The organism is Azospirillum baldaniorum (genome assembly GCF_003119195.2).
Lineage (GTDB): Bacteria > Pseudomonadota > Alphaproteobacteria > Azospirillales > Azospirillaceae > Azospirillum > Azospirillum baldaniorum.
The window spans coordinates 1-25338 of the sequence record NZ_CP022255.1; the positions used below are offsets into that span (position 1 = coordinate 1).

At 67.0% G+C, this 25338-nt stretch carries 32 protein-coding genes; 16 read left to right on the top strand and 16 right to left on the bottom strand.

Going from position 1 to position 25338, the window contains the following annotated elements; genetic code table 11:
* From Sp245p_RS22365 to Sp245p_RS22395, 8 genes are all read left to right on the top strand, one after another.
* On the top strand, positions 1-677 hold a 677-nt coding region (locus Sp245p_RS22365; RefSeq protein WP_246119810.1), incomplete at its 5' end, for a DUF2612 domain-containing protein.
* Between the two features lie 9 nt (positions 678-686).
* Positions 687-1016, top strand: a complete 330-nt coding sequence (locus Sp245p_RS35055; RefSeq protein ID WP_165359991.1) for a hypothetical protein — start codon at positions 687-689, stop codon at positions 1014-1016.
* Complete coding sequence (locus Sp245p_RS35060) at positions 1013-1540, top strand: glycine-rich domain-containing protein (protein ID WP_165359992.1); 528 nt, start codon at positions 1013-1015, stop codon at positions 1538-1540. Before Sp245p_RS35055 ends, Sp245p_RS35060 begins: the two co-directional genes overlap by 4 nt.
* 2 nt (positions 1541-1542) lie before the next feature.
* Positions 1543-2979: a hypothetical protein gene (locus Sp245p_RS22375; RefSeq protein WP_109138906.1), complete on the top strand. Its 1437-nt coding sequence runs from the start codon at positions 1543-1545 to the stop codon at positions 2977-2979.
* Positions 2980-3849: 870 nt separating this feature from the next.
* Positions 3850-4047 carry a hypothetical protein gene (locus Sp245p_RS22380; protein WP_109138907.1) on the top strand — a complete coding sequence of 66 codons (198 nt, stop codon included), beginning with the start codon at positions 3850-3852 and terminating at the stop codon, positions 4045-4047.
* 565 nt (positions 4048-4612) lie between these two features.
* The gene (locus Sp245p_RS35860) at positions 4613-4993 is read left to right on the top strand and encodes a hypothetical protein (RefSeq protein ID WP_246119811.1); all 381 of its coding nucleotides are present in this window, start codon (positions 4613-4615) and stop codon (positions 4991-4993) included.
* Between the two features lie 42 nt (positions 4994-5035).
* Positions 5036-5479, top strand: a complete 444-nt coding sequence (locus Sp245p_RS22390; protein WP_014199373.1) for a lysozyme — start codon at positions 5036-5038, stop codon at positions 5477-5479.
* A 143-nt stretch (positions 5480-5622) separates the two neighbouring features.
* A complete protein-coding gene (locus Sp245p_RS22395) occupies positions 5623-5877 on the top strand; it encodes a hypothetical protein (RefSeq protein ID WP_014199372.1) in 255 nt (84 codons plus the stop codon).
* Between the two features lie 1438 nt (positions 5878-7315).
* Here the strand turns inward: Sp245p_RS22395 and Sp245p_RS22400 are convergent.
* Genes Sp245p_RS22400 through Sp245p_RS22415 form a run of 5 tightly spaced genes read right to left on the bottom strand, consistent with a single transcriptional unit; the run spans position 7316 to position 9191 of the window.
* The gene (locus Sp245p_RS22400) at positions 7316-7504 is read right to left on the bottom strand and encodes a hypothetical protein (protein WP_041813899.1); all 189 of its coding nucleotides are present in this window, start codon (positions 7502-7504) and stop codon (positions 7316-7318) included.
* Positions 7501-7704, bottom strand: coding sequence for a hypothetical protein (locus Sp245p_RS22405; protein WP_014199370.1), 204 nt, complete (start codon positions 7702-7704; stop codon positions 7501-7503). Before Sp245p_RS22405 ends, Sp245p_RS22400 begins: the two co-directional genes overlap by 4 nt.
* 1 nt (position 7705) lies before the next feature.
* Positions 7706-7873 (bottom strand): hypothetical protein, encoded by a 168-nt coding sequence (locus Sp245p_RS35065; RefSeq protein WP_014199369.1) that lies wholly within the window; start codon positions 7871-7873, stop codon positions 7706-7708.
* Positions 7870-8289 carry a hypothetical protein gene (locus Sp245p_RS22410; protein WP_014199368.1) on the bottom strand — a complete coding sequence of 140 codons (420 nt, stop codon included), beginning with the start codon at positions 8287-8289 and terminating at the stop codon, positions 7870-7872. The genes Sp245p_RS35065 and Sp245p_RS22410 overlap by 4 nt, the downstream gene beginning before the upstream one ends.
* A 17-nt stretch (positions 8290-8306) precedes the next feature.
* The gene (locus Sp245p_RS22415; protein ID WP_244439533.1) at positions 8307-9191 is read right to left on the bottom strand and encodes a DUF4942 domain-containing protein; all 885 of its coding nucleotides are present in this window, start codon (positions 9189-9191) and stop codon (positions 8307-8309) included.
* 62 nt (positions 9192-9253) lie between these two features.
* Here Sp245p_RS22415 and Sp245p_RS22420 point away from each other — a divergent pair, with 62 nt between their 5' ends.
* The 4 genes from Sp245p_RS22420 to Sp245p_RS22435 all read left to right on the top strand — a co-directional run bounded on the left by Sp245p_RS22420 (position 9254) and on the right by Sp245p_RS22435 (position 10606).
* Positions 9254-9565 (top strand): helix-turn-helix transcriptional regulator, encoded by a 312-nt coding sequence (locus Sp245p_RS22420; RefSeq protein ID WP_052584511.1) that lies wholly within the window; start codon positions 9254-9256, stop codon positions 9563-9565.
* Complete coding sequence (locus tag Sp245p_RS22425) at positions 9562-9819, top strand: hypothetical protein (protein WP_014199365.1); 258 nt, start codon at positions 9562-9564, stop codon at positions 9817-9819. Before Sp245p_RS22420 ends, Sp245p_RS22425 begins: the two co-directional genes overlap by 4 nt.
* Before the next feature lie 209 nt (positions 9820-10028).
* Positions 10029-10304, top strand: coding sequence for a hypothetical protein (locus Sp245p_RS22430; RefSeq protein ID WP_014199363.1), 276 nt, complete (start codon positions 10029-10031; stop codon positions 10302-10304).
* Positions 10301-10606 carry a hypothetical protein gene (locus tag Sp245p_RS22435; protein WP_014199362.1) on the top strand — a complete coding sequence of 102 codons (306 nt, stop codon included), beginning with the start codon at positions 10301-10303 and terminating at the stop codon, positions 10604-10606. The genes Sp245p_RS22430 and Sp245p_RS22435 overlap by 4 nt, the downstream gene beginning before the upstream one ends.
* Before the next feature lie 6 nt (positions 10607-10612).
* Here Sp245p_RS22435 and Sp245p_RS22440 read toward each other — a convergent pair whose 3' ends face one another.
* Positions 10613-10852, bottom strand: coding sequence for a hypothetical protein (locus tag Sp245p_RS22440; RefSeq protein ID WP_041813896.1), 240 nt, complete (start codon positions 10850-10852; stop codon positions 10613-10615).
* On the bottom strand, positions 10849-11199 hold the full coding sequence (locus tag Sp245p_RS22445; protein WP_129557208.1) for a hypothetical protein: 351 nt from the start codon (positions 11197-11199) through the stop codon (positions 10849-10851). Before Sp245p_RS22445 ends, Sp245p_RS22440 begins: the two co-directional genes overlap by 4 nt.
* A gap of 230 nt (positions 11200-11429) precedes the next feature.
* On the opposite strand from Sp245p_RS22445, the gene Sp245p_RS22450 reads away from it, so the two are divergent.
* The 3 genes from Sp245p_RS22450 (at position 11430) to Sp245p_RS22460 (ending at position 13605) form a co-directional block, all read left to right on the top strand.
* Entirely contained in the window at positions 11430-11798 is a 369-nt protein-coding gene (locus Sp245p_RS22450; protein ID WP_014199360.1) for a nuclear transport factor 2 family protein, read from the top strand.
* Positions 11799-11846: 48 nt separating this feature from the next.
* Positions 11847-12695: an alpha/beta fold hydrolase gene (locus Sp245p_RS22455; RefSeq protein ID WP_014199359.1), complete on the top strand. Its 849-nt coding sequence runs from the start codon at positions 11847-11849 to the stop codon at positions 12693-12695.
* 67 nt (positions 12696-12762) lie between these two features.
* Positions 12763-13605 (top strand): helix-turn-helix domain-containing protein, encoded by an 843-nt coding sequence (locus Sp245p_RS22460; RefSeq protein ID WP_014199358.1) that lies wholly within the window; start codon positions 12763-12765, stop codon positions 13603-13605.
* Positions 13606-13750: 145 nt separating this feature from the next.
* Here the strand turns inward: Sp245p_RS22460 and Sp245p_RS36555 are convergent, their stop codons facing one another.
* The 4 genes from Sp245p_RS36555 to Sp245p_RS22480 form a co-directional block, all read right to left on the bottom strand.
* Positions 13751-14536, bottom strand: a complete 786-nt coding sequence (locus tag Sp245p_RS36555) for a DDE-type integrase/transposase/recombinase (RefSeq protein WP_014199357.1) — start codon at positions 14534-14536, stop codon at positions 13751-13753.
* 221 nt (positions 14537-14757) lie between these two features.
* Positions 14758-15690 (bottom strand): efflux RND transporter periplasmic adaptor subunit, encoded by a 933-nt coding sequence (locus Sp245p_RS22470; protein ID WP_014199356.1) that lies wholly within the window; start codon positions 15688-15690, stop codon positions 14758-14760.
* Positions 15687-15902 (bottom strand): DUF1656 domain-containing protein, encoded by a 216-nt coding sequence (locus Sp245p_RS22475; RefSeq protein ID WP_014199355.1) that lies wholly within the window; start codon positions 15900-15902, stop codon positions 15687-15689. Before Sp245p_RS22475 ends, Sp245p_RS22470 begins: the two co-directional genes overlap by 4 nt.
* Positions 15899-18013: an FUSC family protein gene (locus Sp245p_RS22480; RefSeq protein ID WP_014199354.1), complete on the bottom strand. Its 2115-nt coding sequence runs from the start codon at positions 18011-18013 to the stop codon at positions 15899-15901. Before Sp245p_RS22480 ends, Sp245p_RS22475 begins: the two co-directional genes overlap by 4 nt.
* A 76-nt stretch (positions 18014-18089) precedes the next feature.
* On the opposite strand from Sp245p_RS22480, the gene Sp245p_RS22485 reads away from it, so the two are divergent.
* A complete protein-coding gene (locus Sp245p_RS22485; protein WP_014199352.1) occupies positions 18090-18914 on the top strand; it encodes an AraC family transcriptional regulator in 825 nt (274 codons plus the stop codon).
* Between the two features lie 233 nt (positions 18915-19147).
* Here Sp245p_RS22485 and Sp245p_RS22490 read toward each other — a convergent pair whose 3' ends face one another.
* The 5 genes from Sp245p_RS22490 to Sp245p_RS22510 form a co-directional block, all read right to left on the bottom strand.
* Entirely contained in the window at positions 19148-20326 is a 1179-nt protein-coding gene (locus Sp245p_RS22490) for an iron-containing alcohol dehydrogenase (protein WP_014199351.1), read from the bottom strand.
* Positions 20327-20353: 27 nt separating this feature from the next.
* Positions 20354-21814, bottom strand: coding sequence for an aldehyde dehydrogenase family protein (locus Sp245p_RS22495; protein ID WP_109138908.1), 1461 nt, complete (start codon positions 21812-21814; stop codon positions 20354-20356).
* 69 nt (positions 21815-21883) lie between these two features.
* Positions 21884-22609, bottom strand: coding sequence for an ABC transporter ATP-binding protein (locus Sp245p_RS22500; protein WP_014199349.1), 726 nt, complete (start codon positions 22607-22609; stop codon positions 21884-21886).
* Complete coding sequence (locus Sp245p_RS22505) at positions 22603-24414, bottom strand: branched-chain amino acid ABC transporter ATP-binding protein/permease (RefSeq protein ID WP_014199348.1); 1812 nt, start codon at positions 24412-24414, stop codon at positions 22603-22605. The genes Sp245p_RS22500 and Sp245p_RS22505 overlap by 7 nt, the downstream gene beginning before the upstream one ends.
* Positions 24411-25307, bottom strand: coding sequence for a branched-chain amino acid ABC transporter permease (locus Sp245p_RS22510; protein WP_014199347.1), 897 nt, complete (start codon positions 25305-25307; stop codon positions 24411-24413). Before Sp245p_RS22510 ends, Sp245p_RS22505 begins: the two co-directional genes overlap by 4 nt.
* Positions 25308-25338: the final 31 nt, after the last annotated feature.

Below are 25338 nucleotides of genomic sequence, written 5' to 3' on the forward strand. Positions count from 1 at the left end.
TGCCCGGCGCCGACGTGGCGACCTATCTCGGCCTCATCACGAGCGAGCACGCCAGCCAACCCCTATACCGCGCAGCGCTGACGGCGCTGCTCAAGCCGCTCTCGGACGGGCAGGGAAGCTTCGCCGGGCTGGCTGACCGCTTCGACCTTGATCGCGCCGTGGGCGACCAGCTCGACACCATCGGGCTTTGGGTGGGGGCAAGCCGGCGACTGACCGTGCCGCTGACCGGCGTCTACTTCAGCTTCGACACCGCGGGCGTCGGCTTCGACCAGGGCTCCTGGTGGGCTGTCGGCGATCCGACAGGGTACCTCACCGTCCTGCCGGACGACGGGTACCGGACGCTGATCCGCGCGCGCATCGCCGCGAATGCCTGGGACGGCACCATTCCCGGTGCCTATGCGGTCTGGGACATCGCCTTCGCCGGCACCGGGTACTCGGTCCTGATCCAAGACAACCAGAACATGACGATGGATTTCGCACTGCTCGGGCCGTCGCCCGACGCGGTGACGCTGGCCCTTTTCACGGGCGGCTACCTCAACGTCCGGCCGGCCGGCGTGGCGGTCAACGCCTACTGGACCCAATCCGTCCCGGACACCCCCTATTTCGGCTTCGACGCCGCCGACTCCGGCATCGCCGGGTTCGACGTGGGCGCCTGGGGCCTCCCCACTTCTCCTTGAGGAATCCACATGGCGACCAACGATTTCATTCCCTTCGCCACGGCCACGGGCGCGAACGTCGAGACGCAGGCGAATTGGGAGACCGACACCGGGTCCGGCGGCGCGCTGGAAGGCGGTTTTCAATCCGGGCTCGCCCGGTCTGCCCAGGTTAACAAGGCCATTCGGCAGGGCACCGTTATGGCGTCCGCCGCTGGGCAGGCCATCGGCACCGTGACGGGGCAGGACGCTCTGGACAATGGCGACGTTGACCTGCTCGCCCTGCGGTTTCAGGCCGCGATGGGCATGTCCCGCATGCAGGTCTTCACCTCTCCGGGACCTTCACTGTTCCCGACGGCGTGACCCGCGTCCGCGTGACCGTGATCGGCGGCGGCGGGGCGGGCGGCTACAACTCCACCTATGCCAGCGGCGGGGGCGGCAGCGGCGGCCGGGCCATCAAGACCATCACCGGACTCGTTCCGGGCGCCACGGTCGCCGTGACGGTCGGGGCCGGCGGTGTGAGCCCTGGCACGGCAGGGAGCGGTGGCAATGGGGGCGTCTCCTCCTTCGGCGCTTATTGCAGCGCGTCGGGAGGAACGGGCGGCGGCGGGGGTACCGGAGCGGCGAATGCTGGCGGTGGGCCGGGCGTCGGCTCCGGCGGCGATCTGAACGATTACGGGGCGTACGGCACCGACGGCTTGCAATTCGGCCCCGGCGCTCCCTCGACGGGCTGCGGCGGTGCCGGCGGCGGCCCCGGCGGTGGTCGCGGAACGTCCGGATTTGTGACCGGGGTCAGCGCCAACGGCTACGGCGGCGGCGGCGGCGGCGGCGGCAGCGGCGCCTCCGGCGGTGCCGGCAAAAGCGGCCTCGTGATCGTGGAGTACTGAGCATGACGAATCCTCTGGCCGACGACTGGAAGTCGACGGGCGACCAACTCCTGGCCTCGCTCTGGAACCTGATCACGACGGTCGGCCTTGCGCCGAGCGGCACCACCACCAACCCCGGCATGGCTTTCGCCGACGAACCCGGTACCGGCTTCAGCCGACCGGCCGCCGGAACCATGGCCGCGTCCGTTCTGGGCGTCGAGCAGGCGCGGCTGACCCAGGGTGCGCTGTCGCTGACCGGCGCGGCGCTGAACCAGCTTCGCGCCGCGCCGGTCGTGGCGGCGGCTACGGTCGATCTGGGGGCCGTCAAGGGCAACTACGTCCCGATCACCGGCAGCGCCAGCATCACGTCGCTCGGGACGGCGCAGGCGGGCGCGGAGCGCCTCCTGCGCTTCGACGGCGCGTCGACGCTGGTTCAGGACCCGACCAAGATCATCCTCCCCGGCGGCGCCAGCATCACGACCGCGGCGGGCGATCTCGCCTGGGTGGTCAGTGAGGGCGGCGGCCTGTGGCGATGCGTCGAGTTCTGGTCGGCGGCGTCGCCGTTCCTACGCATCAACGGCAACGGGTCGCAGGTCACGGCCATTGCTGCGGGGGGCTCCGTGCTGCGGACCAATGCGGCCCGGTTCGGTGAGCGCCTGTCGCTCTACGACGTCGGCTGCGCTTGCAACGGCGTGGCGAACGACGCCACGGCGCTCGCGCTGTTCTTCGCGACCACGACCCTGACCGGCGGCGTCCTCGCTGTCCCGGAATCCGCCAAGGTCTATTTCGGGGCATCCATCACAATCCCCGCCGGCTGGTCTATTGTCGGGCCGGGCGGTCATGGTGTGCTGACGCCCGCCAGCACCAGTTCATACTACAATCTTGGGGGGCAGATCGCCCTTGGGGCCGGAGCAACGATCACTCTCAGCGAGCGCGCCGGCCTAAGGGGGCTTCTCATTATCCGCCGTGGCTTGACGCAGCCTGTTCCGGACGTAGCGACCGCCACGGCGTTGATCGGACAGTTTTCCGGAACAGCGGTTGTCATGGCCGGCGCCGATGCCCAGGTCGTTGGTTGCATGTTGCTGGGGCATAGCTTAGGCGTCGATACCGGAGGGTCGGAGCGCGCCCGGGTTATCGGCAACAAAAGCCACTGCACCAATGACATTCACCTAAACGGCGGAACCGACGTTTGCGAGATCGGTGAAAACAATCTTTGGCCTTTCATGACGGCGCGTGTGACGGGGGTTCATAACGGGTCGGACGCTTCTGCCGCCCCGCTTCGCACCGCCGGCTTCGGCGTCAAGGTGACGGGCGGGCGGATTGGTCGAATGTTTACAAGAACATGGCGTACGGCAAGGCGTACGCCTATATCGCAGAAAATTCGTCGAACATTAGCTTCGACCGCTGCCAAGCTGACTACACAAGCCCAAACACAGGGAGTGTTGCGGGTTTTAGTGTGATCGGGACATCTATTTACACATCAATACTAAACTGCACTGGCGTTGCGCAAGCCACCTGCGTGTACATCGACTCCACGGGCGGGGCTCTCGCCGACAATGGTGTTCGCGTTATCGGTGGCATCTGGGCGGCGTCTGCCACCAACATCAACGTCGTCAACGGCGCAGCGGCAATCACCAGCAACCAGTTCTATTCCGGCACGCAAGGCGTGGTATGCGGGGCTGGGGCTGAGCCGGGGAGCATTATTGGCAACTATTTCCAGAATGTCGCAGACCCCCTCGTCATCGATGCGGCGGTTATCGACAAGATGGAAATCCTCGGGAATAGCTATGATGGGGTGACGGAGGCGCAGGGCAACCGTCTGAACGCCAACTTGATGGTAAAGGCATCCAGCGGCGCAGTGACCATCATGGACACCCGCCCAATGGCTCCGGGATTCGGTGGGTCTCTGTTGCTTGGCGGCCCTTTCGAGTCTGGCAGCTTTGGCGGATACGCCGGGGTTCGCGGGCATCTGGTCGCAGGAACCGCCGGCAACGAGGCCGCAGACCTCGTTTTTCAGGCGAGGCGACTGGGGTCGATGGTGGATTATCTGCGGCTCGGCTATGACGGGCAGTTCTATCCTGAAGTCGACAACGCCAACGATAACGGGACGGATTCAAAGAGATGGCGCTCTGTCCGTGCGGTGCTCGGCCAGTTCTCAAACGTCGCGTATGACGGCTTGGTGAAAGTCTCTGCAACCACGCAGGTGGACAGCGGGGCGGCGGTCACCCTCACCGCGGTCAACGCGATTCCAGCGCGTCCGCCTCACCAACAACGCCACGATCACGCTCCCGGCGCTCACGCTGTCCGGAACGGAGCGCAGCGAGATCGCGGTGGAGCTGGTGCAGGACGGCACCGGCAACCGGTCCGTGACCTGGGCGACGCAGGCAGGCGACATCATCAAGTGGGACGGATCAGGGGTTGCCCCTGCCATCGCAACAACCGCTGGCTACCTGACGGAAATCGTCTTCCGCCGCGCGGCTGGAAGTACTGTCTGGCGCGCCTCCAAAATCTGGCAGGAAGGGGCATAAATGCGCATCGGATCATCAATCCTGCGCTCCCCGCGCCCGGACACGAACCTCCAGTTCCTATCCGGCCTGCTGGACCCGCGGGTGTCTTCGTGGACGCGGAGCGGGGTGTGCAGCTATTGGACGCCGCCGGGGCGCTCCAGGCGCCGGGGGCCAACGTGGCGCGTTTCGACCACGCCCCGCTCACGCTCAACCCGCTGGGCCTCCTGTTCGAGGAGGCCCGCGCGAACCTGATCGCCAGCCCCGACACCCCGGCAACACAGTCCGTCAGCGTCACGGCCCAGGCCTACACGCTGTCCTTCTACGGGTCGGGCACGGTGACGCTGAGCGGCACAGCGACGGCCACGGTGGCCGGGACGGGCGTCGTCCCGAACCGGCGCACCTACACTTTCACCCCGACCGCCGGCACGCTCACGCTGACGATCAGCGGCACCGTCCGGTACGCCAACCTCGAAGCGGGGCCTACGCCACCAGTTACATTCCCGGCGCCTCCCGCGGGGCCGACACGGGCATCACCCTGGCAGCCTCGACACTGCCGGGCCTGTCGGTTTCGCAGGGCACGCTGTTCGTGGAATGGCTGTTCCCCGGTATCCTGCCGTCCGGTCAGGTCTCGTTCATCGGGTTCGATGACGGGACCGGCACGAACCGCATCCTGCTCCGGGTTGGGCAGGGCGGTGTCGCCGACATGGTGTCCAGCCCCGGCGGCATCGACACGTCCGGCTTTGCGGTCACGGCCGGCACCATCATCCGGCAGGCGGTGGCGTGGTCCTCCGGCAGTTGGGGGCACGCTGTGAACGGCCAGCTCGAAACCAGCTCCGTCACGACCATGCCGGCGTCATTCACCCGCCTTCTCCTCGGCGCCGGGCTCGGCTCGTACTGGCTGAGCAAGGTCCGGCACTACGCGATCCGGCTCCCAGACGCCGTGATTCGCACCATGACCAACGGGTGAGCGCGCCCCTCGGCGCGCCGCCCTTTCCCGCGAGGTTCCGAAATGAAGCCCATCCACCCTGACGCCCTGGCCCTCGCGCGCAACGCCGAAGGCCTGTACCTCAACGCCTACCTGTGTCCTGCCGGGGTCCCAACCATCGGCTACGGCCACACCGCGGGCGTGAAGATGGGGCAGCGGATCACCGCCTCTCAGGCCGAAAACTTCCTGCTGGAGGATATGGCCGCAGCGGCGGCGCAGGTCGACAAGCTCGTGAAGGTGCCGCTCACCGATCGGCAGCGCGGCGCCCTGGCGAGCTTCGTTTTCAACCTGGGGGCCGGTGCGCTGGGCAGCTCGACGCTGCTCCGTCGGCTGAACCAGCGCGACTATGCCGGTGCGGCGGCCGAGTTCCCAAAGTGGGTCTACGCAACGGTGAATGGCGTCAAGACGCAATTGCCGGGGCTGGTGAAGCGCCGCGCCGCTGAGGTGAAGCTGTTCGAGAAGGGGTGAACAGTTGAGGTGGCGGGAGTCCCCCGCCGGAGAGCTGAAACGCCAAAGAAATCAATATTCTCCGCGCCGCGCGGGGATTGCCGCCCCGACCAGCCGCCCGGCATTCCGCCCGGCGGCTTTTTGCTGCCTGAAAGGAGCCAGCCATGATGTTCCGCATGTCCACCATGATCCCCGCTCGCAAGGTGTGGGCCGGGGGCCTTGCCGGCGTCGCCGCGGCGGTGATTGCCTCGCTCCTGCGTCAGTATGCCGACGTGGACGTGTCTGCCGACCTGATCGGCTACATCATCGCTGGGATCGTGCCGTCAGTCGCCTACCTCGTGCCTCCATCAGCTCGTGATGCCATCGTGAAGGCGGATGAGGTGGCGAGGCAGGTGGGGAAGGCCCCGCTTGAACCTTGACCACACTCCATTCATGATCGCCGCCGACGATCCACAACCGACGCGACGAAGCCGGTGCGCGCTGCATCTCTCGAAAACTGCTTAGCAGAACTCCTGCCGTTGGGGGCTGGCCCGTTTCCTCCAGATATTGAGGCAGCCCGCGACCGCCTGTGCACCGAACTGGTCGACCGCGGCGTCACGCCGGTTCTGAGCGAGTCATGGGCGGACTTGCAAGCGCTGAACGCTCGCCACCGAGAAAGCTGGTTTCCCCTCCTGCCGAAGCCGCCCAGCGCCCCAGCCTTCTGGATTGGGCTAGTCGATGGGGAAGGGGAGGTGGTCGCCACTTACGGCGTGGTGCTGGTTGACTGTGCCGGCTCCAGTTTCGGCGCCCGCCTGATGGACCTGTCAGCACTGCATGATCCAGGGTCGGCCCCGGCGGACGAGTGGGTCTTCGTCGCCAGTGAGGGCGCCCACGATGCCATGGGGCCAGTGGCTTGGATTGTAGCCGGGTGGATCCGTCCGGACTGGCGAGGGTCTGGGCTATTCCACAGACTAGGGGCGCTGACGCGACTGCTGGCGCTATGCTGCTGGCCGGTTGGTTGGGTGGTTGGGCTGGTCGACCCAGAGACGGTTCCGGTGTGGAGGGGGCGCGGCGTTAGTCGGCACCGGCTGGAGGATCGCCCTGGCATCCTCTATCGCCAGAGTGGCGTGGGGCGGCTGCCGCTGCACTTTATGCGGTGGAGTCGGGAGGACGCTCTTCTTAGCCTTGGCATAAGATCGAAGCAGGCAGCCGAAGCCATGACCCCCGTGTAGCTTCCCGGCCTTCCACCGGGTGGGGCGCACGCTCCGGAGCGCACGCCTCTGCAAGACCTAGGCGTTGGGGGATCGGACCCGACCGCCGAAGCGGCCCCATCTCCTTTACCGATGGCCCATGGTGCGCGGCCTTGCCTCTGCTCGCGGAGCGGTCCGGGGGTATTGCAGCCTTCCACCCACTTCAGACTCTCTGCCCTGTCGAACGGTGTGTGGGCACCGCCGACGAGCTTCCGCCGCTCCGCAACTCTGTGCCCCATGCGGGGCGAAACTGTTGCCGGTCTTTCCCGGCTGTCATCGGTCTGCCTTGCGGCTTTCGTGCGGCTCGGGACTTTCGTCCGGGCTACACGCGGGGCACCCAACCGAAACCCGCGGCCCTGACGCCCATTCGGGCGAATTCTGCCGGACACCAAACCGGCTGCCTCATTCCCCGCACGAGAGTTTCCGGCGCCTACTTCGTTCGGTCATCCGGGCTTGGCGTCGGGGCGCAGACCCGAGGCGCGGGTCTTGGTGTTTTAGCTGCGGGCCGGACTGGATACCGGCTCACGGGCCTTCGTTGGTGGATTGCCGACCCGTATTTGATCCACCGCTCAGAGCGTCTATCCGCTCAGCCGCAGCGCAAACACTATAGCAAGTCCCCGATACGATGTCACCCCTGATCGCGCGACGCTTTCGTGTGTCCGTGCTCGATCTCACAAGCAATCACTTCCATCCTGTCCGCCCGCGCTGCCCATTCTGTTCCGCCAAACCTGATGGCGTTGCAGCGGAACTCTACGGCTTGCGCGCGAAGAGCCTCGGACACGAGGCGTTCGTCTTCGGGGCGGATAGCGTAGGTCATTGCCCCTCCTCCTGCGCCAGGGCGGCGCGGCCCGCGTTGGTGATGTGCACCCGGCCAAAGCTGCTGATCGGGGCATCAACAAGACTGCGCCGGATCAGAACGTCCATCGACGATCTTCCGTACTCGTCTCGGAACCCCATGCCGCCGGTCGATGCGGCAAGCGCTCCCAGCACTCTGGCCTGCGCCTTGGTCAGCTTCATGTCACCCACGGTCGCCTCCTGTGGTGCTGGAGAGAGCCGCCAGTTGCCCGCGAAGGGCGCTGATGTCGCCGCGGTCCTGACCGGCGATCAGGACCCATGTGCCGTCCTTCGGCGCCGTCTCAATCGGCTGCCAGCGGGCGCTCGCTTCGGTGTGCGTGGTGTCGGTCATGGCGCGCAGTCCTTCAGGTCAAAGACGAGGCCGGCGCAGTAGAGGTCTCCGCCCTCCATGATCTTGAAGCGCGCGTGCGGGAGGTTGGTCGTCATCAGCCATGAGGTGTCGAGACCTTCCGGGCACCAGATGGCCTTCACCGGCATGGCCTTCATCTTCAGCGCGTCAAAGTTCGACGTCTCCTCGGACAGCAGGCCGTTTTCCGTGAAGTAGGCGGTTCCACCGTCATAGGCGCCGATCTCGTCATAGACTGCGCCACGGAACTCCATCAGGTCGTCGCTGGCCCCGAACACCGCCACCAGACCGGCAGCCTTCATCTGGGCGAACATCTCGCGGCTTCCCTCGAAACCGTACTCGTTGCCGTCCAGAGCGGCGGCGGCTTCCTGCATCGTGATCATGGGGGTGGTGTCGGTCATGGGGGCCTCGTGGGGGTTCAGGCGGCGCGACGGCGCGGTTTCCGCGTCGCGTGCGCCAGCACTTCGCCGAAATGCTCGGCAATGATCCGGTTGACCTTGGCGACCAGATCGGGGCGCTTGAACTTGACGTGCAGGTTCCGGTTCTTGAACGTCTTGATGGAGAAGTATTCCGTCTCCAGCGTGTTGCCCAAGCTTTGGCGGGTGGTCTGCGCCACCATGGCGGCAGCGTCTCCGCGATGATCCTTGGTCGGCTGGCCGTCTACGATCTGGAAAATCCTATCAAGGTCCCGCATTTGGTCTTGGCTGTTGCTCCAATGGTTCCAGCCGCCATACTCGGACAGCGCCCCGGACATGATGAGCTTGTCGCCAAGGCGGTAAGCGGGGTTGCTGGCGAACGAGCGGTCCAGCGCCATGAACAGGTTGATGACGCCGCGCTTGAATGTCACCTCGCTCTCCGCCGTCAGCCGGGAGAATGTGGCGACGAGGTTGTCCCGCGTCACTTCCGCCGGGTCCTTCTCGTTCTGCTCACGGAAAGCCTTCACCTCCTGCGCATCCATCAGGTTGATGAGGCCAAGGGCGTTCATGATGTGGTTCCACACCGCGCCGTCGAGGTTCCGGCGCATCGCGTTCACGGCTCCGTCAGTCTCGCCGTGCTCAATGCTGTAGGTCTCGCGAACCAGGACGTGCCGCAGGTTCGTGTAGTCGGTCGCGCCGACCTCCTTGTGGACCTTCGCCGCTTCCGCCAGCAGTTCGACGCCCCGCCGGTAAAGCTCCAGCGCCCGGTCACGCTTCGCCACGATCTCGTCGGCGCTGCCCTTACGGATGATGTCGGTGCGGTGCGCTTCGATCATGGCTGGCCCTCTCTGGGATTGGCTAGATGCGGCGACGACCGCGAAGTTCATGTTGATAACCCTAGAGGTTATTGATATAACCGTCAAGAGAGGAAATTGACCGGGGCGGTTATATGCTTGAACCTGCGATACGGCTTCTTGATACTGCCGCCATGCTGACGGCAGGACAGATACGCGCCGCGCGGGCGTGGCTCGGATGGAAGCAGGCCGAATTGGCCGAGGCTTCTGGGGTGGCTTTGCAAACGGTGAAGTTCATCGAGCAAGGTCGAACGGAGGATCCGAGGAGCAGTTCGCTCGACAAGATCGAGGCGGCTTTCCGAACGCACGGCCTCGAGTTCTTCGACGGCAACTCCCCACTCCCGCCCGGCGGCCCCGGCGTCCGCCTCCGTGATGCCTCCCCGGACACGAAAGGAGGGGAGCCATGAACCGCGCGGATCGCAACGTCTTGATGGCGTTGGAGCGGGCAGGCGATTGGCTGGTGCCGACGCGCGACCTGCCGAACGGCCACGGTCATGTGATCGGTGCTGGAGTGACGGCGGCAACCCTCAGCCGACTGGAGCGCTCGGGGCTGATGGAATATGTCCTGTTTGACCACGGCCCCGGAGGGTGGCGCATTACTGCCGCAGGCCGTGAGTTGCTGGCGACCGCGCGCCTCTTCCGGCTCACAGAGAGGAGGTGAGTGATGACCTGCACCGTTCACCATACAGTCGGAGTTCGGCAGCAGCGCGGGACGGCAAAACTCCACCGCGATCCGGATTGCCAATATCTCCGCAGCGCCGCGGCTGTCTTCTCGGAACAGATGGGCATCGGTAACACGACCGACCGCATGCGGTGTTCCCGGTGCTGGCCGCAGTTTGCTGGCGCCCCGGACAGCAAGGGAGACGGCCAGTGACCAGCTTCGAGCCCGTCCGCACTCTGGCGGACCTGAACAGCCTCAATGAGGACGACATCGTTGATGGCTACCTGTCCGCCGAGAGCGGCGACCCGGAACCCGGCGCGAACCGGGGCAGGGCCTTTTGGCACGGCTGGCGGAACCGGATGATCGACCGTGGCGAGCTGCCTTCGGATGATGCCGCGTCCCAGCTTGCCCGCGAGTATGTCGAAGCGTCCAGGGCTGCGGTCCGGGCGGGGCGCATGAAGGAAGGAAAGGAGGGCGTGCCGTGACCTGCCACCACTGCCACAAGACGCTCGCCGGCAAGTTCTACGTGTTCAGCATCGCCGCCATGGAGCAGGAGGCTCCGGGCCGTGCCGTGATGATTGCTGACGGCGCCATGCCCGTGCGGATCAGCGCTGACATCGGCTACCACGATCACGGGCTGACGGAGCTGACCGGCGCTGCGTCGGTCGATCTCCTCGACGGCCTGCCGATCCGCAACGCCCAGGCCGAAGCCTCCTTCTGCTCCAAGGCGTGCATGACCGACTGGTTCGCGGCCAAGGTCAACAGCCTGACCGGCCTGTCCGCCTGACAAGCGTCACCCCGCCTTCCGCTCCGGCGCCATGTTGTCTATCAGCGCAGCGCGCGCTTCCATTACCGACGCTTCATCGCCCGGCCCGGCTCTCCGGCCATGCCGAATTTCCCATCCAAGGATCGCATTGACCGAGAGCCGTGCCTCTTCCCCGCCAGCCCTGACGGCATCGACCACGGGCGGCGTGCATCCGCCCGGTTCCCGGCGGCTGGCGTTGATGGCCTGGATAAGCTCTGCGTAGGTCATGTCTTGGGGCCGTGAGTCTTGGGGGCTTCGGAAGGACGTGCGAGAAACACGGTGTAGCCGGACCCGCGCATATGCTCCACCAACTTCATGGCGAGCATGGTGACGGCCACGTCGTCGGGCTTCCGGCTCGTCTGCATGCCGCGGTTCTGGGACAGAACGAATTCCACCGTCCGCTGAACGTCTCCCCACGGGATCGCCCCGCCGCCCATCAGGGCGGGGGCCGCCAACTCGGCCCAGCCGATGTACTGGCGCTTCATCTCCGGCCCGAGGCCGTTCCAAAGCTCCTGGCCGCCGGCCATTGCGACAGCGGCGTCCCAGATCGCGCGAGGTGGATGGTCAATGCTCATGCGGGAGATGGTGGCATGAGAACAGGTGGGGAACAAGACTGGTCGCCCGTCTGCCCGTTCATTTGGCACGCATCAGGAACGCCATGTCACGCCATGGCGGAAAACATGAAGCGATAACCATTTAAAATCAAAACCCTGACTTTACCTGCCACGTAATCGCAGCCAGATCGCGGAATGACGATGCTGTGGGCGTCCGGCCGATCCGGGCAGCCCCACGAAGGAGTTCCGCCATGACGAACGCCGCCCATGTCGCCCAGCGCTTCATCGCCGCCTGGAACGAGACCGACCCGAACCGCCGGCTGGCGCTGGTCGTCGAACACTGGAGCGAAGATGCGCATTACCTCGACCCGATGATGCAGGCGAATGGCCACCCCGGCATCAGCGCCCTGATCGGCGCCGTGCAGCAGCGGTTCCCGAACAGCCGTTTCGTCCTGCAGAGCGCGCCCGACGGCCACAACGACCGGGTGCGCCTCTCCTGGTCCCTCGTTCCGGCGGGGGGCGATCCCGTGGCCGGCGGCACCGACTTCGTCACGCTGGCCGCCGATGGACGCATCCGCTCGGTGAGCGGCTTTCTGGACCGGGTTCCGGACGGTGCCTAGGGCACCGGCTTGCCATCCCACAGCGCCCAGAACGCAGGAGCACCGATCATGAGCATGTCTCCGAAAGCTGCCGCCGCCCCGATCCAGCCCGGCTTCATCCACACGGACGACGGGGTGAGGCTCTTCTACCGGGATTGGGGGCGGGGGAGGCCCGTCGTCTTCCTGTCCAGCTGGTCGCTGAACTCCGACTCCTGGGCCTATCAGATGGCGGCGCTGGCCGAGCACGGCCACCGCTGCGTTGCGTACGACCGCCGCGGCCACGGCCGGTCGAGTGACCCGGGAGTCGGTTTCGACTTCGACCGGCTGGCCGACGACCTCGCCACCCTGCTCGACACGCTGGAGTTGGAGGACGTCACGTTGGTCGGCCATTCCATGTCCTGCGGGGAAATCATCCGCTATCTGAGCCGGCACGGCGACCGCCGCGTTTCCCGCGCGGTTCTGGTCGGCACGGTGACCCCGACACTGTCCCGCACCGATGACAACCCCGACGGAATCGATCCCGCCGTCTTCGAGTCCTTCCGCTCGGATTGGCTGATGCGCGACTTCCCGAGATGGCTGGAGGACAACATTCGCCCCTTCATGACGGCGGACAGTTCGCCCGGCATGATGGCCTGGGTGAAATCGATGGCCTTGCAGGCCTCGATGAAGGCGCTTCTGGACTGCCATCGGGCGACGACGTCCACGGACTTCCGACGGGAGCTTCAAGCCGTCACCGTGCCGACCTTGCTGATTCATGGCGATTTGGACGTGTCCAGCCCGCTTGGCATCACAGGGAGGAAAACCGCCGAGCTGATGCCGAACGCGACGTTGACCATCTACGAAGGGGCGCCGCACGGTCTGTTCCTGACGCATATGGACCGCTTCAACCGCGATCTGATGGCCTTTCTGGATGCATGATCGGCGGCGCTGGGTATCATCATATCGATCACGAGACATCGACGACACCGGAGGGGAGGCCGGAACCATGCCGCAAACCGCAGCCCTGCACCGACCGCCCCCCAGGACCGTGCCGCGCCAGCCGGTCGGCGAGTTGCTGCGCGCGTGGCGCAAGCGGCGCGGCTTCAGCCAACTCGACCTTGCCTGCGAAGCCGACATCTCGACCCGGCACGTCAGCTTCCTGGAAACGGGCCGCTCGCAGCCCAGCCGGACCATGCTGCTCCATCTGGCGGAGCGGATGGACATTCCGCTCCGCGACCGCAACGCGCTGCTCGCCGCCGCGGGCTTCGCGCCGGTCTTTTCCGAACACGGGCTGGACGATCCGGAGATGCGGGCGGCCCGTCGGGCGGTCGATCTCGTGCTGACCGGGCACGAGCCCCACCCGGCCTTGGCTGTGGACCGGCACTGGACGCTGGTCGCGGCCAACCGGGCGGTCGCCCCGCTGCTCACCGGAGCCGCTCCGGATCTTCTCCAGCCTCCGATGAACGTGCTGCGGCTCAGCCTCCATCCTTCCGGACTGGCGCCGCGGATCGAAAACTTCGCACAATGGCGGACCCACATCCTGCACCGGCTGACCCGCCAAATCGACGTCAGCGCCGATCCTGTGCTGGCCGCGCTGCTCGGCGAATTGAAAGACTACCCGGTGCCCGACGGGCAGGCTCCGCGCAGCCGCGGCGAGCCGCTGTCGTCGCATGATGGCGTGGTGGTTCCTCTGCGGCTCAGGACGGAAGCCGGGACGCTCAGCTTCTTCAGCACCACGACGGTGTTCGGAACGGCGGTGGACATCACCTTGTCCGAACTGGCCATCGAGGCATTCTTCCCGGCCGACCTCGCCACGGCGGAGGTGATGCGGCAGGCCCTGTCGCGGTGATGGACGGTGGATCGAGCCAGGATTGCCGACCGACACGATCGGCTTGACTGCGCGCCGCACAGTGTCAGGAGAAACGCCTTCACTCGACAGAGGCTCCGTCTTTGCGTTTACACGGCGCACGGGGCCCCGGTCTTGTGAACTGCAATCATCTCATGGCGGTCGGAGGTGCAGCATGGCGCAGACCGGCATTGAGTTGCTCCGCGACCTCTACAACCGCTACGCCATGGGTGATGTGACGCCGCGGTACTGTCAACCTCACGGTCGGTTGGCGAACTGAGGATCTGAACAAGCTGCGTTCTGGATGGTTCAGGCGGTTCAGGGCAAGGCCCGTCACCTCGCGCCAGATGGTGAGGGCGCGAACACGGGCGGCCCGGTACTCGGGGGCGGAGATCAGATGGCGGCGCAGCTGGAAATGGTTGTGGACCGGGCTGTGGGTGGAGGGAAAACGTTGGGCATGCTTGGCGGACTTGAACCGTTCATGTGCCGTTCGCGCCGCCGGGTCGGCTGATGCGAGACTTCGCAGGCGTTGTTCGGATATCGGCTTTGTCGGTGTTCGCCGCCGATCTTCAGATCCTTCTTTGCTGCCGCGTATGACTTCAGCTTGTCCGTCACGGTGGCACACGCGGCGTAACGCAAGCCTTTCAGAGGCTTGCGGAAAAAGGCGTTTGGCTGCCTTCTTGTTGCGCCGGCTCAGGACCAGGACGTCGAGGACAACGCCGTTCCGGTCGATGGCCCGCCATAAACAGTGCTGTTTGCCGCGGATGCGGATGAACACCTCGTCCAGCAACCACTTGTCGCCCGGCTGGGAGCGACGGCGTTTGAGCGTGGTGGCGAACGCCCGGCCAAAACGCAGGCCCCACTCCCGGATGGCATCGTAGCTGACCTCGATGCCGCGCGCGGCCGGGATCACCTCGACCTCGCGCAGGCTCAAGCTGAAACAAGGCTACAGCCATACAGCCTCGTTGATGGTCGCCGCCGGAACGCGGAAGCCGCAGTGCGGATTGGGCGGCGTGCTCATGACCGGAAACATGCCACGGACAGGGCGCGCCCGCCAACCTGACAGCACCCTCCAATGATCTGTTCCTCGCTGAACCGGCTCTTCTTCATGTCCGTCTCCTTGCTCGACGGGCTCTGACTCAGGGTGGAGGAGTTTCAGGGGAGCAGGCCAGTCAGGCTGACTCCGTGATTAGGCCGATGAGCACCCGTGCTGGTTTCGGAGCCCGCAGGGATAATCTCAACGGTCGCTGTCATGCCCGCCGCAAGTTCGACCTCGGAGGGCACCCGATCGATATGGATGCGGACCGGGATGCGCTGGGCAAGTCGCACCCAGGAAAACGTCGCCGCCACATTCGGCAGGCCGAGATGACCCGGCGTGTCGTTGCTGTTCTCGATGCCACGGCCGATGCTTTCGACATGGCCCGATACCGGTTGATCAAAGCCCATCAGCATGATCACCGCCGGGCTGCCGACGCGGATGTGCCGGATTTTCGTTTCCTCGAAATAGCCGGTGATCCAGAAGCTGGCTGCGTCGAGAACGGCGACCCTCGTCACGCCGGCCGTGGCATAGTCACCAGGCCGCAGCCTCAGATTGGTGACATAACCATCGACCGGCGAGCGGATGGTGGAGCGCGCGAGGTTGAGTTTGGCGAGATCGAGAGCCGACACCGCCGCCTGATAGGCGGCCCCTGCCACCGTGGCCGCTCCACCCGACTGCTGCACGGCCTCCTGGGACACGACATCCCGCAGTTGGCTGTGTCGCCGCGCCGTCGCTTGCCGAACGAGCATGTCCTGCCGTTTGGCTTCGACGTCGGCCTCCGCCTGTGCCACGGCAAGCCGGAGCCGCTCAGGGTCGATCGCGTAGAGAATGTCGCCGCGATGGACGTACTGATTATCGACAACGGATACGGCGCTGACCGTACCGGAGACTTCCGGTGCGATCTGCACGACATCCACGCTCACGCGCCCGTCGCGGGTCCAGGGCGTCCGCTCGTAACGGCTCCACGCCTCGAACGCGACGAATGCGGAGGCAACCACGAGGCAGAGAGTCAGGGCATAGCGGCCGAGAAGGGACAGAACAGACGTCATGGCAATGTTCCAACCGAGGGCAGGCACTGCACGAGCAGACCGTAGATGAGGACGAAGATGGCTGGCTCGACGAGCGGCCGATAAGCCAACAGGCGGTGGATGCCGGTGGCGGCGAGGACGCGGACCACCGCCATGGTGGCGCCCAGGGCGGCGAACGCGTGCACCACCAGACCGGGGATGAGGACGCCCCCGACGCTGAGGTCAACGATCATGGGCTGTGTTCCCTCTTCACCGTTTCATCGGAACCGAGCGCAAATCGAAGGTCGATGAGCAGGTCGAGCATCCGCAAACGGTCTTTGATCGAGCTGCCGGCGATCAATGCCGCCAGCGCCTCGATGCGCGGGACGAGGTCGGTGTGATCGACAGGGCCGGTCCGACCCCTGGCGCCGAAGCGTGCGGCGACCGCCAGAAGCAGGTCTCTCGCTTTGTCGCCGACCTCGCCCTCGGTCCGTGGGATCGTATTGCGGAGCTGGCCTGCGGCGTGACCGATGCGAAGATGGTGCAGGGTATCGTCAAGGACGTCCGAGTAGGCTTTCCCGGACGCCCGCAATCTTGGAAGCAGCAGCGCCGTCCGATCGATCATGAGACTCGTCCAGTGTGCCTCGCTGGGCGCGGCGCCCAGGGCTCGACGTCCGACGTCCCGCCGACTTACGTGAAGCAGCCGGTTGATCGCCGTGTCGACCGGCACGGTCTGGAACAGGGACATGCTGACCGCCGCAAAGCCGACCGCCGCAAAGAGCGCGATCACCATGTTGAGGGAGCCCGCGAAATCGCCGGTGTAGGTGGGGCCCAGACCCGAGAGGATCGGAATTGTGAGGGTGATGCCGAGCGCCCGGAAGGTCGTCGGGAGCCGCGCCTGCAGGGAACCGGCGAACAGAAACGCCGGGGCGAGAACCGCAACAAGAACGGTGAAGCTCGTGACCTGGGGAAGGATGACGTAGCTGTAGGCGAGGCTGATCGCCACCCCATGGATTGATCCGACCATATACTTGATGACGTTGGGCACCGGCGTGTCGACATTCCCGAACAGCGTGCAGCAGACGCCGAGAATGGACACCGCCGTCCCGCCCTCCGGCCAAGCCGACCAGATCCAGAAGGCGCAACCGATGAGGATGCCGACCATGGCGCCCAGGGCGGCCCGCGCCGCCATCCAGGGATCGCGGTGATAGACGTAGCCCTTCGCACGCCGCGGCCCATGAAGCGGCGCCGCATCGCGCGCGCGGTCGACAGTCCCGATGGTTCGGACGAGCCTGTCGCAGTCCTGGAGCAGGCCGATCATCTCCGCCAGATGTCCGGCGAGATTGGCGGCCAGCCGGTCGCCAAGCGTTGAGGCGTCTGCGCCCAAATGGTTCCGGATCGCCCGTGCGCGGCCAATCAGATGGGCTGCGGCGCCGTCCCGCTCGGCCGTCCCGGCGGTTGCGATCCATGCTCCGACGTCACCGAGCAGCGCACTTAGCTCTTCGGGCGCGCGGTCGCCCCTGGCGCCGAGGACGTGCATCCGGTCCTCGATCTCCGTCGCGAGCGGAAGCAGTCGTGCAAGACGGTCATGGACCAGCTGCAGCTTTTCACGACGCGGCGTCATGGGGGCCGCGTCATACGGCAGATGAGTTGCAAGCCCTTGCAGGGCAAGAAGGTCCGCCGCAAGCTGGTTGCGGTCTCGACGGCTCGTTCCCGGCGTTCCGCTGAGCACATCCGCCGCCAGCCGCCGCGCGTCCTGCAGTGTTGCCGACAGCTTGCCGGTGAACTGACCCGTCATGCGCTTCGGCACGACATAGCGGTGCATCAGGACGGCGCAGAGAATCCCGATGGATATCTCCTGGACCCGCACCGAGGCCGTTTCGAAGACCGTGCCGGGATCGAGGACACTGGGGAAACCAATCAGGCTCGCCGTGTAGCCGGCGAGAACGAAGGCGTAGGCGCGCGGCGTGCGATCGAGCAGCGAGAAGAACAGGCACAGCCCGATCCAGCCGGCCAGAACCGCGCTGCACACGATCGGATCGTTCACGCAATTCGGAACGATCGCCACCGTCGCCACGGCACCGGCTATCGTCCCCGCGAAGCGATAGACGCCCCGGCTGAGCGATGCTCCGACGGAGGTCTGCGACACGATATAGACGGTGACAACGGCCCAGAACGGCTTGGGAAGGCCGATGTGCAACGCGATGCAGTAGGCCAGCATCGCGGCAGCGAAGCTCTTCGCCGAAAAGAGGATCGCGTCCGCATCCGCCCTGATGGCGGGCGTGCGGAGGGCGTCGAGGCCTGCGCGCAGCATGGCGGCACTGGCCTTGCGCAAGGAGGTGTTTGCGGCGTTCCCGGTGGTCATGCCGCCAGTTGTGACCGATTTGCGGAATTTGATAAATTCGGTATTCTGTCATAAAATATCCAAAAGCTGCCAATCGATGCCCCTCTCACGATCAGCCGTCTCCGCCTTCGACCCCGATCTCACGGATCGGCCGGCCGTCGCGCGGCAGCTCAACTTTGTGGATCATGAGGCGGAAGTGCCGATGCACACGCATCGCAAAGGCCAGTTGATCCTCGCGCTGCATGGCGCCGTCACCTGCACGGCGGACAACGAGATCTGGATCGTACCGCCCAATTGCGGCGTTTGGATTCCCGGCGGTGTGCCGCATTCGGCCCGTGCGACGGCAAATGCGCGGCTCAACTACCTGTTCGTGGAGCCGGGGGCAGCAGGCTTGCCCGCGGACTGCTGCACTCTGTCCGTCTCCCCGTTGATCCGGGAAATGGTCGATCGTTTGGCTCGGGAGCCTGCCGACTATCCCTCGGACGGCCATGCCGCCCGGCTTGCGAGGGTGGCTCTCGACGAACTGGCCGACATGCCGCGTGAGCGCTTCAACCTTCCGATCTCCAGCAATCCGAAGATCCGTGCGATAGCGGATGCCTTGACGCTGGCCCCCTCCGACCGCAGCACATCGGCCGAATGGGCCAAGCGCGTGGCGGTGAGCGAAAGGTCGCTGGCTCGTTTGATGATCCGCGAGACGGGCCTGACGTTCGGACGCTGGCGGCAGCAGCTTCACCTTGTCATTGCCCTTCGGGAACTGGCCAGCGGTGCGGCGGTTCAGGACGTAGCCGCCGAACTGGGCTATGACTCGGTCAACGCCTTCATCACGATGTTCAAGAAGGCGTTGGGAAGCACGCCTGCACAATATTTCGCGCAACGCAGGGCGGAAAAGCTGTCGTCGCCGAAACACGTGCCGGATGATTGATTAAGAGCAGCGGCTTTGACGGTTGGCTCGTCACGGTGCTCCTCGCGTTTCTCCGACAAGCCAGTCGACGAAGCCGGCAACCAAGTTTCCGGCATCGGCGTGACGTGGAACAAGCGCGACGTAACCCGTCCTCGGAACCCGGATCTCCGGCAGCGGTGAGGGAACCGCCGCAGCCGGCCACCGCATCGGCAACGATGGGCTCGGGGCCACGGCGGCAGTCCGCTCGTTTCGGATCAGAAGGCCGCGCGGAACAAGTCCTGGAAATCCGGCTCGCTGGTGTGGCGCGGATTCCAGCGGTTGTAGTCGGCCGCATAGCTGCGCCGGGCCATCTCGTCCAGCCGGTCCTCGGTCACGCCCACATCGCGCAGGCGCGGCGGAATGCCGAGGTCGGCGCACAGCGTCCGCAGGCCGTCCACGGCGGCCTCCGCGGCCTGGTCCAGGGGCAGGCCGGCGGTGTCCACCCCCAGGATTTCGGCGATCCGGGCCATGCGCTCCGGCTTGGCCGACACGTTGAAGGCCGCCGCGTAGGGCAGGCAAACCGCGTTGGCCAGGCCGTGCGGAACGGGGAACAGGGCGCCGACCGACATCGCCATGCAATGCACGTTGCCGAGCCCGGTGACGCCGAAGGACATCGCCGCCAGCGCCGACCCGCACAGCATGTCCAGCGCAGCCGGAACGTTGGTCCGGTCGGCGACGAAGGGGCGGATGCTGCCGGCGATCAGGGTCATCGCGTGCAGATTTACGGCGTCGGAAAAGACCGTCGCCCGCTTGGACAGGTAGGACTCGAAAGCGTGCACGAAGGCGTCGATGCCCGCATGCGCGGCGACGTGGGCCGGCATCGAGCCGACAGCGAGAGGATCGAGGATGGCGACCTGCGCCGGGCTGAAGGCCGCGTGACGGATGGCCATCTTGGTCTTGCGCGCGGTGTCGGTGATGACGCAGGCGCCCGACACCTCCGACCCGGTGCCGGCGGTCGTCGGCACGGCGATCAGCGGCAGCGGGCGGATCGCGAACTTCTCGATCCCCTCGTAGTCGGCGATCCGGCCGCCGTTGGTCATCAGGATGCCCACCGCCTTCGCCACGTCGATGGTGCTCCCCCCGCCGATGGCCAGCAGCGCCTGGGCGTCCTGCTCGCGGCAGCGTTCGTAGGCGGCCTGCACCGTCCGGTCGCCCGGCTCCGGTTCGATGCCGGTGAAGACGGACAGGGCGACGCCGTTGCTGGTCAGAAGCCCCTCGATCCGGCGGAAGATGGCGCTGTCCGCCAGGGCCGGGTCCAGCAGGACGAACAGGCGCGTGGCGTTCCATTCGCGCAGGACGTCGGGAAGCTGCTCGTGCGCCCCGACGCCGAAGACGATCTTCGTCGGGCAGGAGAAGGAGGAAACGGGGAAGGCGGACATGGCGAGGGAGGACATGGCGGGGGCCTCGTGGTGCGGAAGGGCTCAGGAGCGGCGGGGCAGGGCGATGCGGGTGCAGATGTTCTTCACCTGCGTGTAGGACAGCAGCGCGTCGAGGCCCTTCTCGCGCCCGAAGCCGGACTTGCGGTACCCGCCGAAGGGAAGTTCCACGCCGCCACCGGCGCCGTAGCAGTTGATGAAGATCTGCCCCGCCTTGACGGTGCGGGCCAGCCAGTTGGTCGCGCCGACGTCGCGGCCCCAGATCCCGGCGACCAGCCCGTATTCGGTCGCGTTGGCGAGCGCCGCCGCTTCCTCGACCTCGTCGAAGGGGAGGATGGTCAGGACCGGGCCGAAGATCTCTTCCCGATGGACGCGCATCTCCGGGCGCGCGCCGTCCAGCAGTGTCGGCGACACGAAGTTCCCGTGGCTGAGGTCGGCGCCGGGCAGGGGCGTCCCGCCGGTGATGACCTCCGCTCCCTCGTCGCGGGCGATCCCAATGTAATCCAGCACCTTGCCTTGCTGGGCGCGGCTGACCAGCGGGCCGATGTCGGGGTTTTGCAGGCCGGGGCCGACCTTCAGGCCATGGCAGAGCGCCGCCAGCCGGTCGACCAGTTCGCGGTGCCGGGCGCGCTGCACCAGGACGCGCGACCCGGCCGAGCAGGTCTGGCCCGAGTTGGGAAAGGCCGCCTTCAGGAGCACCGGCAGCGCGTCGTCGAGGTCGGCGTCGGCCAGCACGATGTTCGGCGACTTGCCGCCCAGTTCCAGCAGCACCGGGACGATGTTGTCCGCCGCCGTGCGCATCACCTGGGCGCCGGTCGCGACCGATCCGGTGAAGACGACCAGATTGACGCCGGGGTGCGCGGCGAGGGCGTAACCCGCCTCCTGCCCCAGCCCCGGAACGACGTTCAGCACACCGGGCGGGAGCCCTTCCTCGTGGCAGATGCGGGTCAGCTCCAGCACGCTGAGGCAGGCCAGTTCGGCGGGCTTCAGGACCACCGTGTTGCCGGTCGCCAGCGCCGGCGCCAGCCCGCGGGAGGCGATCTGCAACGGATAGTTCCAGGGGACGATCTGCGCCGTCACGCCCAGCGGCTCGCGCACCGTGAAATCGGCGTAGTCGGGGCCGAGCGGGATGGAGCTGCCCAGCACCTTGTCGGCGACGCCGGCGTAATATTCGAAGAAGCGTGCCGCGGCGACCGCGTCGGCCTGGGCCTGGGCCAGCGGCTTGCCGGTGTCCTGGCTTTCGAGGCGGGCGAGGCGGTCCTGCTCCTCCAGGATGCGGCGGGCGATGGCGTAGAGGACGCGGCCGCGCTGCACCGGCACGCAGTCGGCCCAGCCCGGCAGAGCCGCCTGGGCCGCTCGCACGGCCTCGTCGATGTCCGATGCGCCACCGCGGGCGATGTGCGCGAGGACGGCGCCGTCGGCGGGATCGAGGATCTCCAGCGTCTCGCGCGAATGGGCCGGGCGCCATTGGCCGTCGATGAAGCAGTCGTAGGAAGGCAGGGACATGGTGGGAATCCGAATTTGGAGTGTGACAGGGCCGCCGATCGGGCGGCCGATCAGGAAGGAAACCGCCGGTCAGGCGGCGTGATGGGCGAGGTCGCCGCCGAGATAGGCTTCACGGATGCGGGGGTCGCGGCGCAGCGTGGCGGCGACGCCCTCCAGCACGATCGATCCTCCCTCCAGCACATAGGCGCGGTCTGCGATGGCCAGCGCCTGGTTGGCCATCTGCTCGACCAGCAGGATGGTCATGCCGTCCCGGCGCAGGCCGACGAGCGTCCGGAAGATGTCGGCGGTGATGATGGGTGCGAGCCCGAGCGAGGGTTCGTCGAGAATCAACAGCTTGGGTTCCGTCATCAGGGCGCGGGCGATGGCGAGCATCTGCTGCTCCCCGCCGCTCAGCGTGCCGGCGATCTGGTCGCGCCGTTCCAGCAGCCGGGGGAACAGCGCGTAGAAGCGGTCGATGTTGGCTGCGATGCGCTGCGGCCGGCCGCGCAGCAGATGCCCGCCGAGCAGCAGATTCTCGTGAACCGTCTGGTCGGTGAAGATCTGTCGCCCCTCCGGGGCCATGGCGACGCCCAGCGCGACGCGCTGCGGGGTGCTCAGCCCGTCGATCGGCCGGCCGTCGAAGGTCACCCGTCCGGTTGCCGGGACGAGGCCGGTGATGCCGCGCAGGAGGCTGCTCTTTCCGGCGCCGTTGGCGCCGATCAGGGCGACGATCTCGCCGGCCCCGACCCGGATGGACACCCCGCGCAAGGCGCGGATCGGCCCGTAGGAGACGCTCAGGTCGGCAACGGTCAGCATGGGCGCTCCTCCTTGTCCGATTCCGGCCCATCCGGAGCCGGGCTGTCCTCGCGGCCCAGATAGGCCTCGATGACGCGGGGGTTGGTCTGGATGTCGCGGGGGGCGCCTTCGGCGATCACCACGCCCCGGTCGAGGACGACGATCTCGTCGGAGATCCTCATCACCAGGCCCATGTCGTGCTCCACCATCAGCACCGCGACGCCGAGCTGGCCGATGCGCTTGATGAGCTGCCCAAGCTCGGCGGTCTCCCGCGGGTTCAGGCCGGCGGCGGGCTCGTCCAGCAGCAGCAGGACCGGGTCGCCGGCCAGCGCGCGGGCCAGCTCGACGCGGCGTTGCAGGCCGTAGGGCAGGCTGCCGGCCAGCGCCCCGGCGTGCTCGCCCAGGCCGACGAAGTCCAGGACGGCCTTCGCCTTGGCGACGGCGTCCTCCTCCCGTCCGGTCACGCCGATCCGCGCGTGGGCGCCGATCAGCACGTTGTCCAGCACCGTCATGGAGCCGAACAGGCGCAGGTTCTGGAAGGTGCGGGCGATGCCGCGGGCGGCGCGGGCGTGGGCCGTGCCGCGGGTGATGTCCTGGCCGGCCAGCCGGATCGTCCCGGAATCCGCGGAGATCACGCCGGTCAGGATGTTGATGAGGGTGCTCTTGCCGGCGCCGTTGGGACCGATCAGGGCGTGGATCCGGTGGGCGTGAAGCCGCAGCCCGACCTTATCCGCGGTCACCACGCCGCCGAACGCCTTGCTGACGTCAGTCACTTCCAGCAAGGGACCGGCGGATGGCTCCGCCCGGCCGCGCTGCATCGCGGTCAGCGGGGGAGTCTCCACCCCATCCAGGACGGCCATCCGGCGGGGCAGGACGCGCGCGATCGCGCCGGCGACGCCCGTCGGCATCAGGTAGAGCGCGAACAGCAGCATCGCGCCGTAGATGAAGTGCTGCACCGACGGCCATTGCGCCAGGAACACCTCGGTCATCGTGAGGATCGCGGCCCCCGCGATGGGGCCGTAGATGTTGCCGGCCCCGCCCAGAAGCACCAGCAGAAGGATGAAGACCGACAGGTGGAAGGTCACGAAGTCGGAATTGAAATACTGGTTCTGCTGCGCCACCAGCGCGCCGCCCAGCCCGCACAGCGCGGCGGCCAGCACGAAGGCCAGCGTCTTGTAGCGGTAGACCGAGATGCCCGCGCACTCCGCGGCGATCTCGTCGCTTTGCAGCGCCAGCAGGGCACGGCCGAAACGCCCGTTCAGCAGATGCGACAGGGCGAGATGGACCGCCACGCCCAGCACGATGACCAGGACCACCCAGTGCTTGAGCGCGAAGGGCTCGTCGCCCAGCGTCAGCGGGGCGATGCCGTAAATGCCCTGGGCGCCGCCGAACAGGTCGGTCCATTCGGTCACCAGCTTCTCCACCACCAGCCCGAAGGCCAGCGTGACCAGGGCGAGGCTGGGTCCCTTCACCCGCAGCGAGGGCAGGGCGATCAGCACGCCGACCGCGGCGGCCACCAGCGGTGCGGCGGCCAGCGCCAGCGCCGGCGGAAGCTCCAGCCGGGTCGTCAGCAGGGCCACCGTGTAGGCCCCCGCCGCGAACAGTCCGGCCTGCCCGAGCGACTTCTGCCCGGCATAGCCCGCCAGCACGTTCATGCCGGACGCGCAGATGTAGTAAACGCCGGCCATGAAGGCGACGTAGAGGTAGAAATCGTTGCTCAGCGTCAGGGCGAGCGCCACCAGCGCCGCGCCGATGCCCAGGGCCGGGGCCGCCCGCAGCAGGGCGAAGCGGCGGGCCGCCGGCCGGAGAACGGAGGCATCCATCATACCTTTTCCACCAGCTTCCGGCCGAACAGGCCGTTGGGCGCCATGGCCAGCACCAGGATGACCAGGAGAAAGACCATGATTTCCCGCCATTGCGCGCTCCACAAGGCCGTGAGGGACTCAACCAGACCGATCAGCAGGCCGCCGGCCATGCAGCCGCGCGGGTTGGTCAGGCCGCCGATGATCGCCGCGGAGAAGCCCTTCAGGGCGATGATGACCCCCATGAAGAGGGAGGCCGACAGGATCGGCGCGACCAGCACCCCGCTCAGCCCGGCCAGCGCCGAGCTGGCGAGGAAGGCCATCGCCATGACGCGGGGCACGTCGATGCCCATCAGCGCGGCGGCGTCGCGGTTCAGCGCTACCGCCCGCATGCAGCGGCCGATGGCCGTGCGCCGCATGGCGAGGTCGAACGCCCCCAGGATCGCGAAGGCGAGGACCAGCACCACCAGTTCCTGCGAGCGGAAGCCGGCCTCGCCGACGCGGAACACCTCGTCGCCGAAGGGGGCGGGCAGCATCCGCGCCCCCAGCCCCCACACCGACAGGGCGGCGCTTTGCAGGACGATGCCGAAGCCGATCGTGCTGACCACCCAGGACATGCCCGGCTTGCCGGCGAAGGGCCGGATCGCCGCCAGATACAGCGGCAGCCCCAGCACCCCCATCGCCAGCGCCGCGGCGACCGCCGCCAGCGCATAGAGCCAGACATAGCCGACCGCGTCGGCCCCGAGCGCCGCGGTGAGCACCCCCACCGTTCCCAGCCCGACGAAGGCGCCGACCGACACGAAGTCGCCCTGCGCGAAGTTCAGCGTCCGCGTGGTGGTGTAGGTCAGGTTGAAGCCGAGGGCGATCAGGGCGTAGACGCTGCCCAGCGTCAGCCCGCCGATGATGGCTTGCAGCATGGGGTCACCCTCCGTGACGGTTCGCGGGCCG

Coding starts and splice junctions, on each gene's coding strand:
- Sp245p_RS35055 (WP_165359991.1), top strand. CDS start 687: ATGGCGACCAACGATTTCATTCCCTTCGCCACGGCCACGGGCGCGAAC.
- Sp245p_RS22375 (WP_109138906.1), top strand. CDS start 1,543: ATGACGAATCCTCTGGCCGACGACTGGAAGTCGACGGGCGACCAACTC.
- Sp245p_RS22390 (WP_014199373.1), top strand. CDS start 5,036: ATGAAGCCCATCCACCCTGACGCCCTGGCCCTCGCGCGCAACGCCGAA.
- Sp245p_RS22395 (WP_014199372.1), top strand. CDS start 5,623: ATGATGTTCCGCATGTCCACCATGATCCCCGCTCGCAAGGTGTGGGCC.
- Sp245p_RS22400 (WP_041813899.1), bottom strand. CDS start 7,504: ATGACCTACGCTATCCGCCCCGAAGACGAACGCCTCGTGTCCGAGGCT.
- Sp245p_RS22405 (WP_014199370.1), bottom strand. CDS start 7,704: ATGAAGCTGACCAAGGCGCAGGCCAGAGTGCTGGGAGCGCTTGCCGCA.
- Sp245p_RS35065 (WP_014199369.1), bottom strand. CDS start 7,873: ATGACCGACACCACGCACACCGAAGCGAGCGCCCGCTGGCAGCCGATT.
- Sp245p_RS22410 (WP_014199368.1), bottom strand. CDS start 8,289: ATGACCGACACCACCCCCATGATCACGATGCAGGAAGCCGCCGCCGCT.
- Sp245p_RS22415 (WP_244439533.1), bottom strand. CDS start 9,191: ATGAACTTCGCGGTCGTCGCCGCATCTAGCCAATCCCAGAGAGGGCCA.
- Sp245p_RS22420 (WP_052584511.1), top strand. CDS start 9,254: ATGCTTGAACCTGCGATACGGCTTCTTGATACTGCCGCCATGCTGACG.
- Sp245p_RS22425 (WP_014199365.1), top strand. CDS start 9,562: ATGAACCGCGCGGATCGCAACGTCTTGATGGCGTTGGAGCGGGCAGGC.
- Sp245p_RS22440 (WP_041813896.1), bottom strand. CDS start 10,852: ATGACCTACGCAGAGCTTATCCAGGCCATCAACGCCAGCCGCCGGGAA.
- Sp245p_RS22445 (WP_129557208.1), bottom strand. CDS start 11,199: ATGAGCATTGACCATCCACCTCGCGCGATCTGGGACGCCGCTGTCGCA.
- Sp245p_RS22450 (WP_014199360.1), top strand. CDS start 11,430: ATGACGAACGCCGCCCATGTCGCCCAGCGCTTCATCGCCGCCTGGAAC.
- Sp245p_RS22455 (WP_014199359.1), top strand. CDS start 11,847: ATGAGCATGTCTCCGAAAGCTGCCGCCGCCCCGATCCAGCCCGGCTTC.
- Sp245p_RS22460 (WP_014199358.1), top strand. CDS start 12,763: ATGCCGCAAACCGCAGCCCTGCACCGACCGCCCCCCAGGACCGTGCCG.
- Sp245p_RS22470 (WP_014199356.1), bottom strand. CDS start 15,690: ATGACGTCTGTTCTGTCCCTTCTCGGCCGCTATGCCCTGACTCTCTGC.
- Sp245p_RS22475 (WP_014199355.1), bottom strand. CDS start 15,902: ATGATCGTTGACCTCAGCGTCGGGGGCGTCCTCATCCCCGGTCTGGTG.
- Sp245p_RS22480 (WP_014199354.1), bottom strand. CDS start 18,013: ATGACCACCGGGAACGCCGCAAACACCTCCTTGCGCAAGGCCAGTGCC.
- Sp245p_RS22485 (WP_014199352.1), top strand. CDS start 18,090: ATGCCCCTCTCACGATCAGCCGTCTCCGCCTTCGACCCCGATCTCACG.
- Sp245p_RS22490 (WP_014199351.1), bottom strand. CDS start 20,326: ATGTCCTCCCTCGCCATGTCCGCCTTCCCCGTTTCCTCCTTCTCCTGC.
- Sp245p_RS22495 (WP_109138908.1), bottom strand. CDS start 21,814: ATGTCCCTGCCTTCCTACGACTGCTTCATCGACGGCCAATGGCGCCCG.
- Sp245p_RS22500 (WP_014199349.1), bottom strand. CDS start 22,609: ATGCTGACCGTTGCCGACCTGAGCGTCTCCTACGGGCCGATCCGCGCC.
- Sp245p_RS22505 (WP_014199348.1), bottom strand. CDS start 24,414: ATGATGGATGCCTCCGTTCTCCGGCCGGCGGCCCGCCGCTTCGCCCTG.
- Sp245p_RS22510 (WP_014199347.1), bottom strand. CDS start 25,307: ATGCTGCAAGCCATCATCGGCGGGCTGACGCTGGGCAGCGTCTACGCC.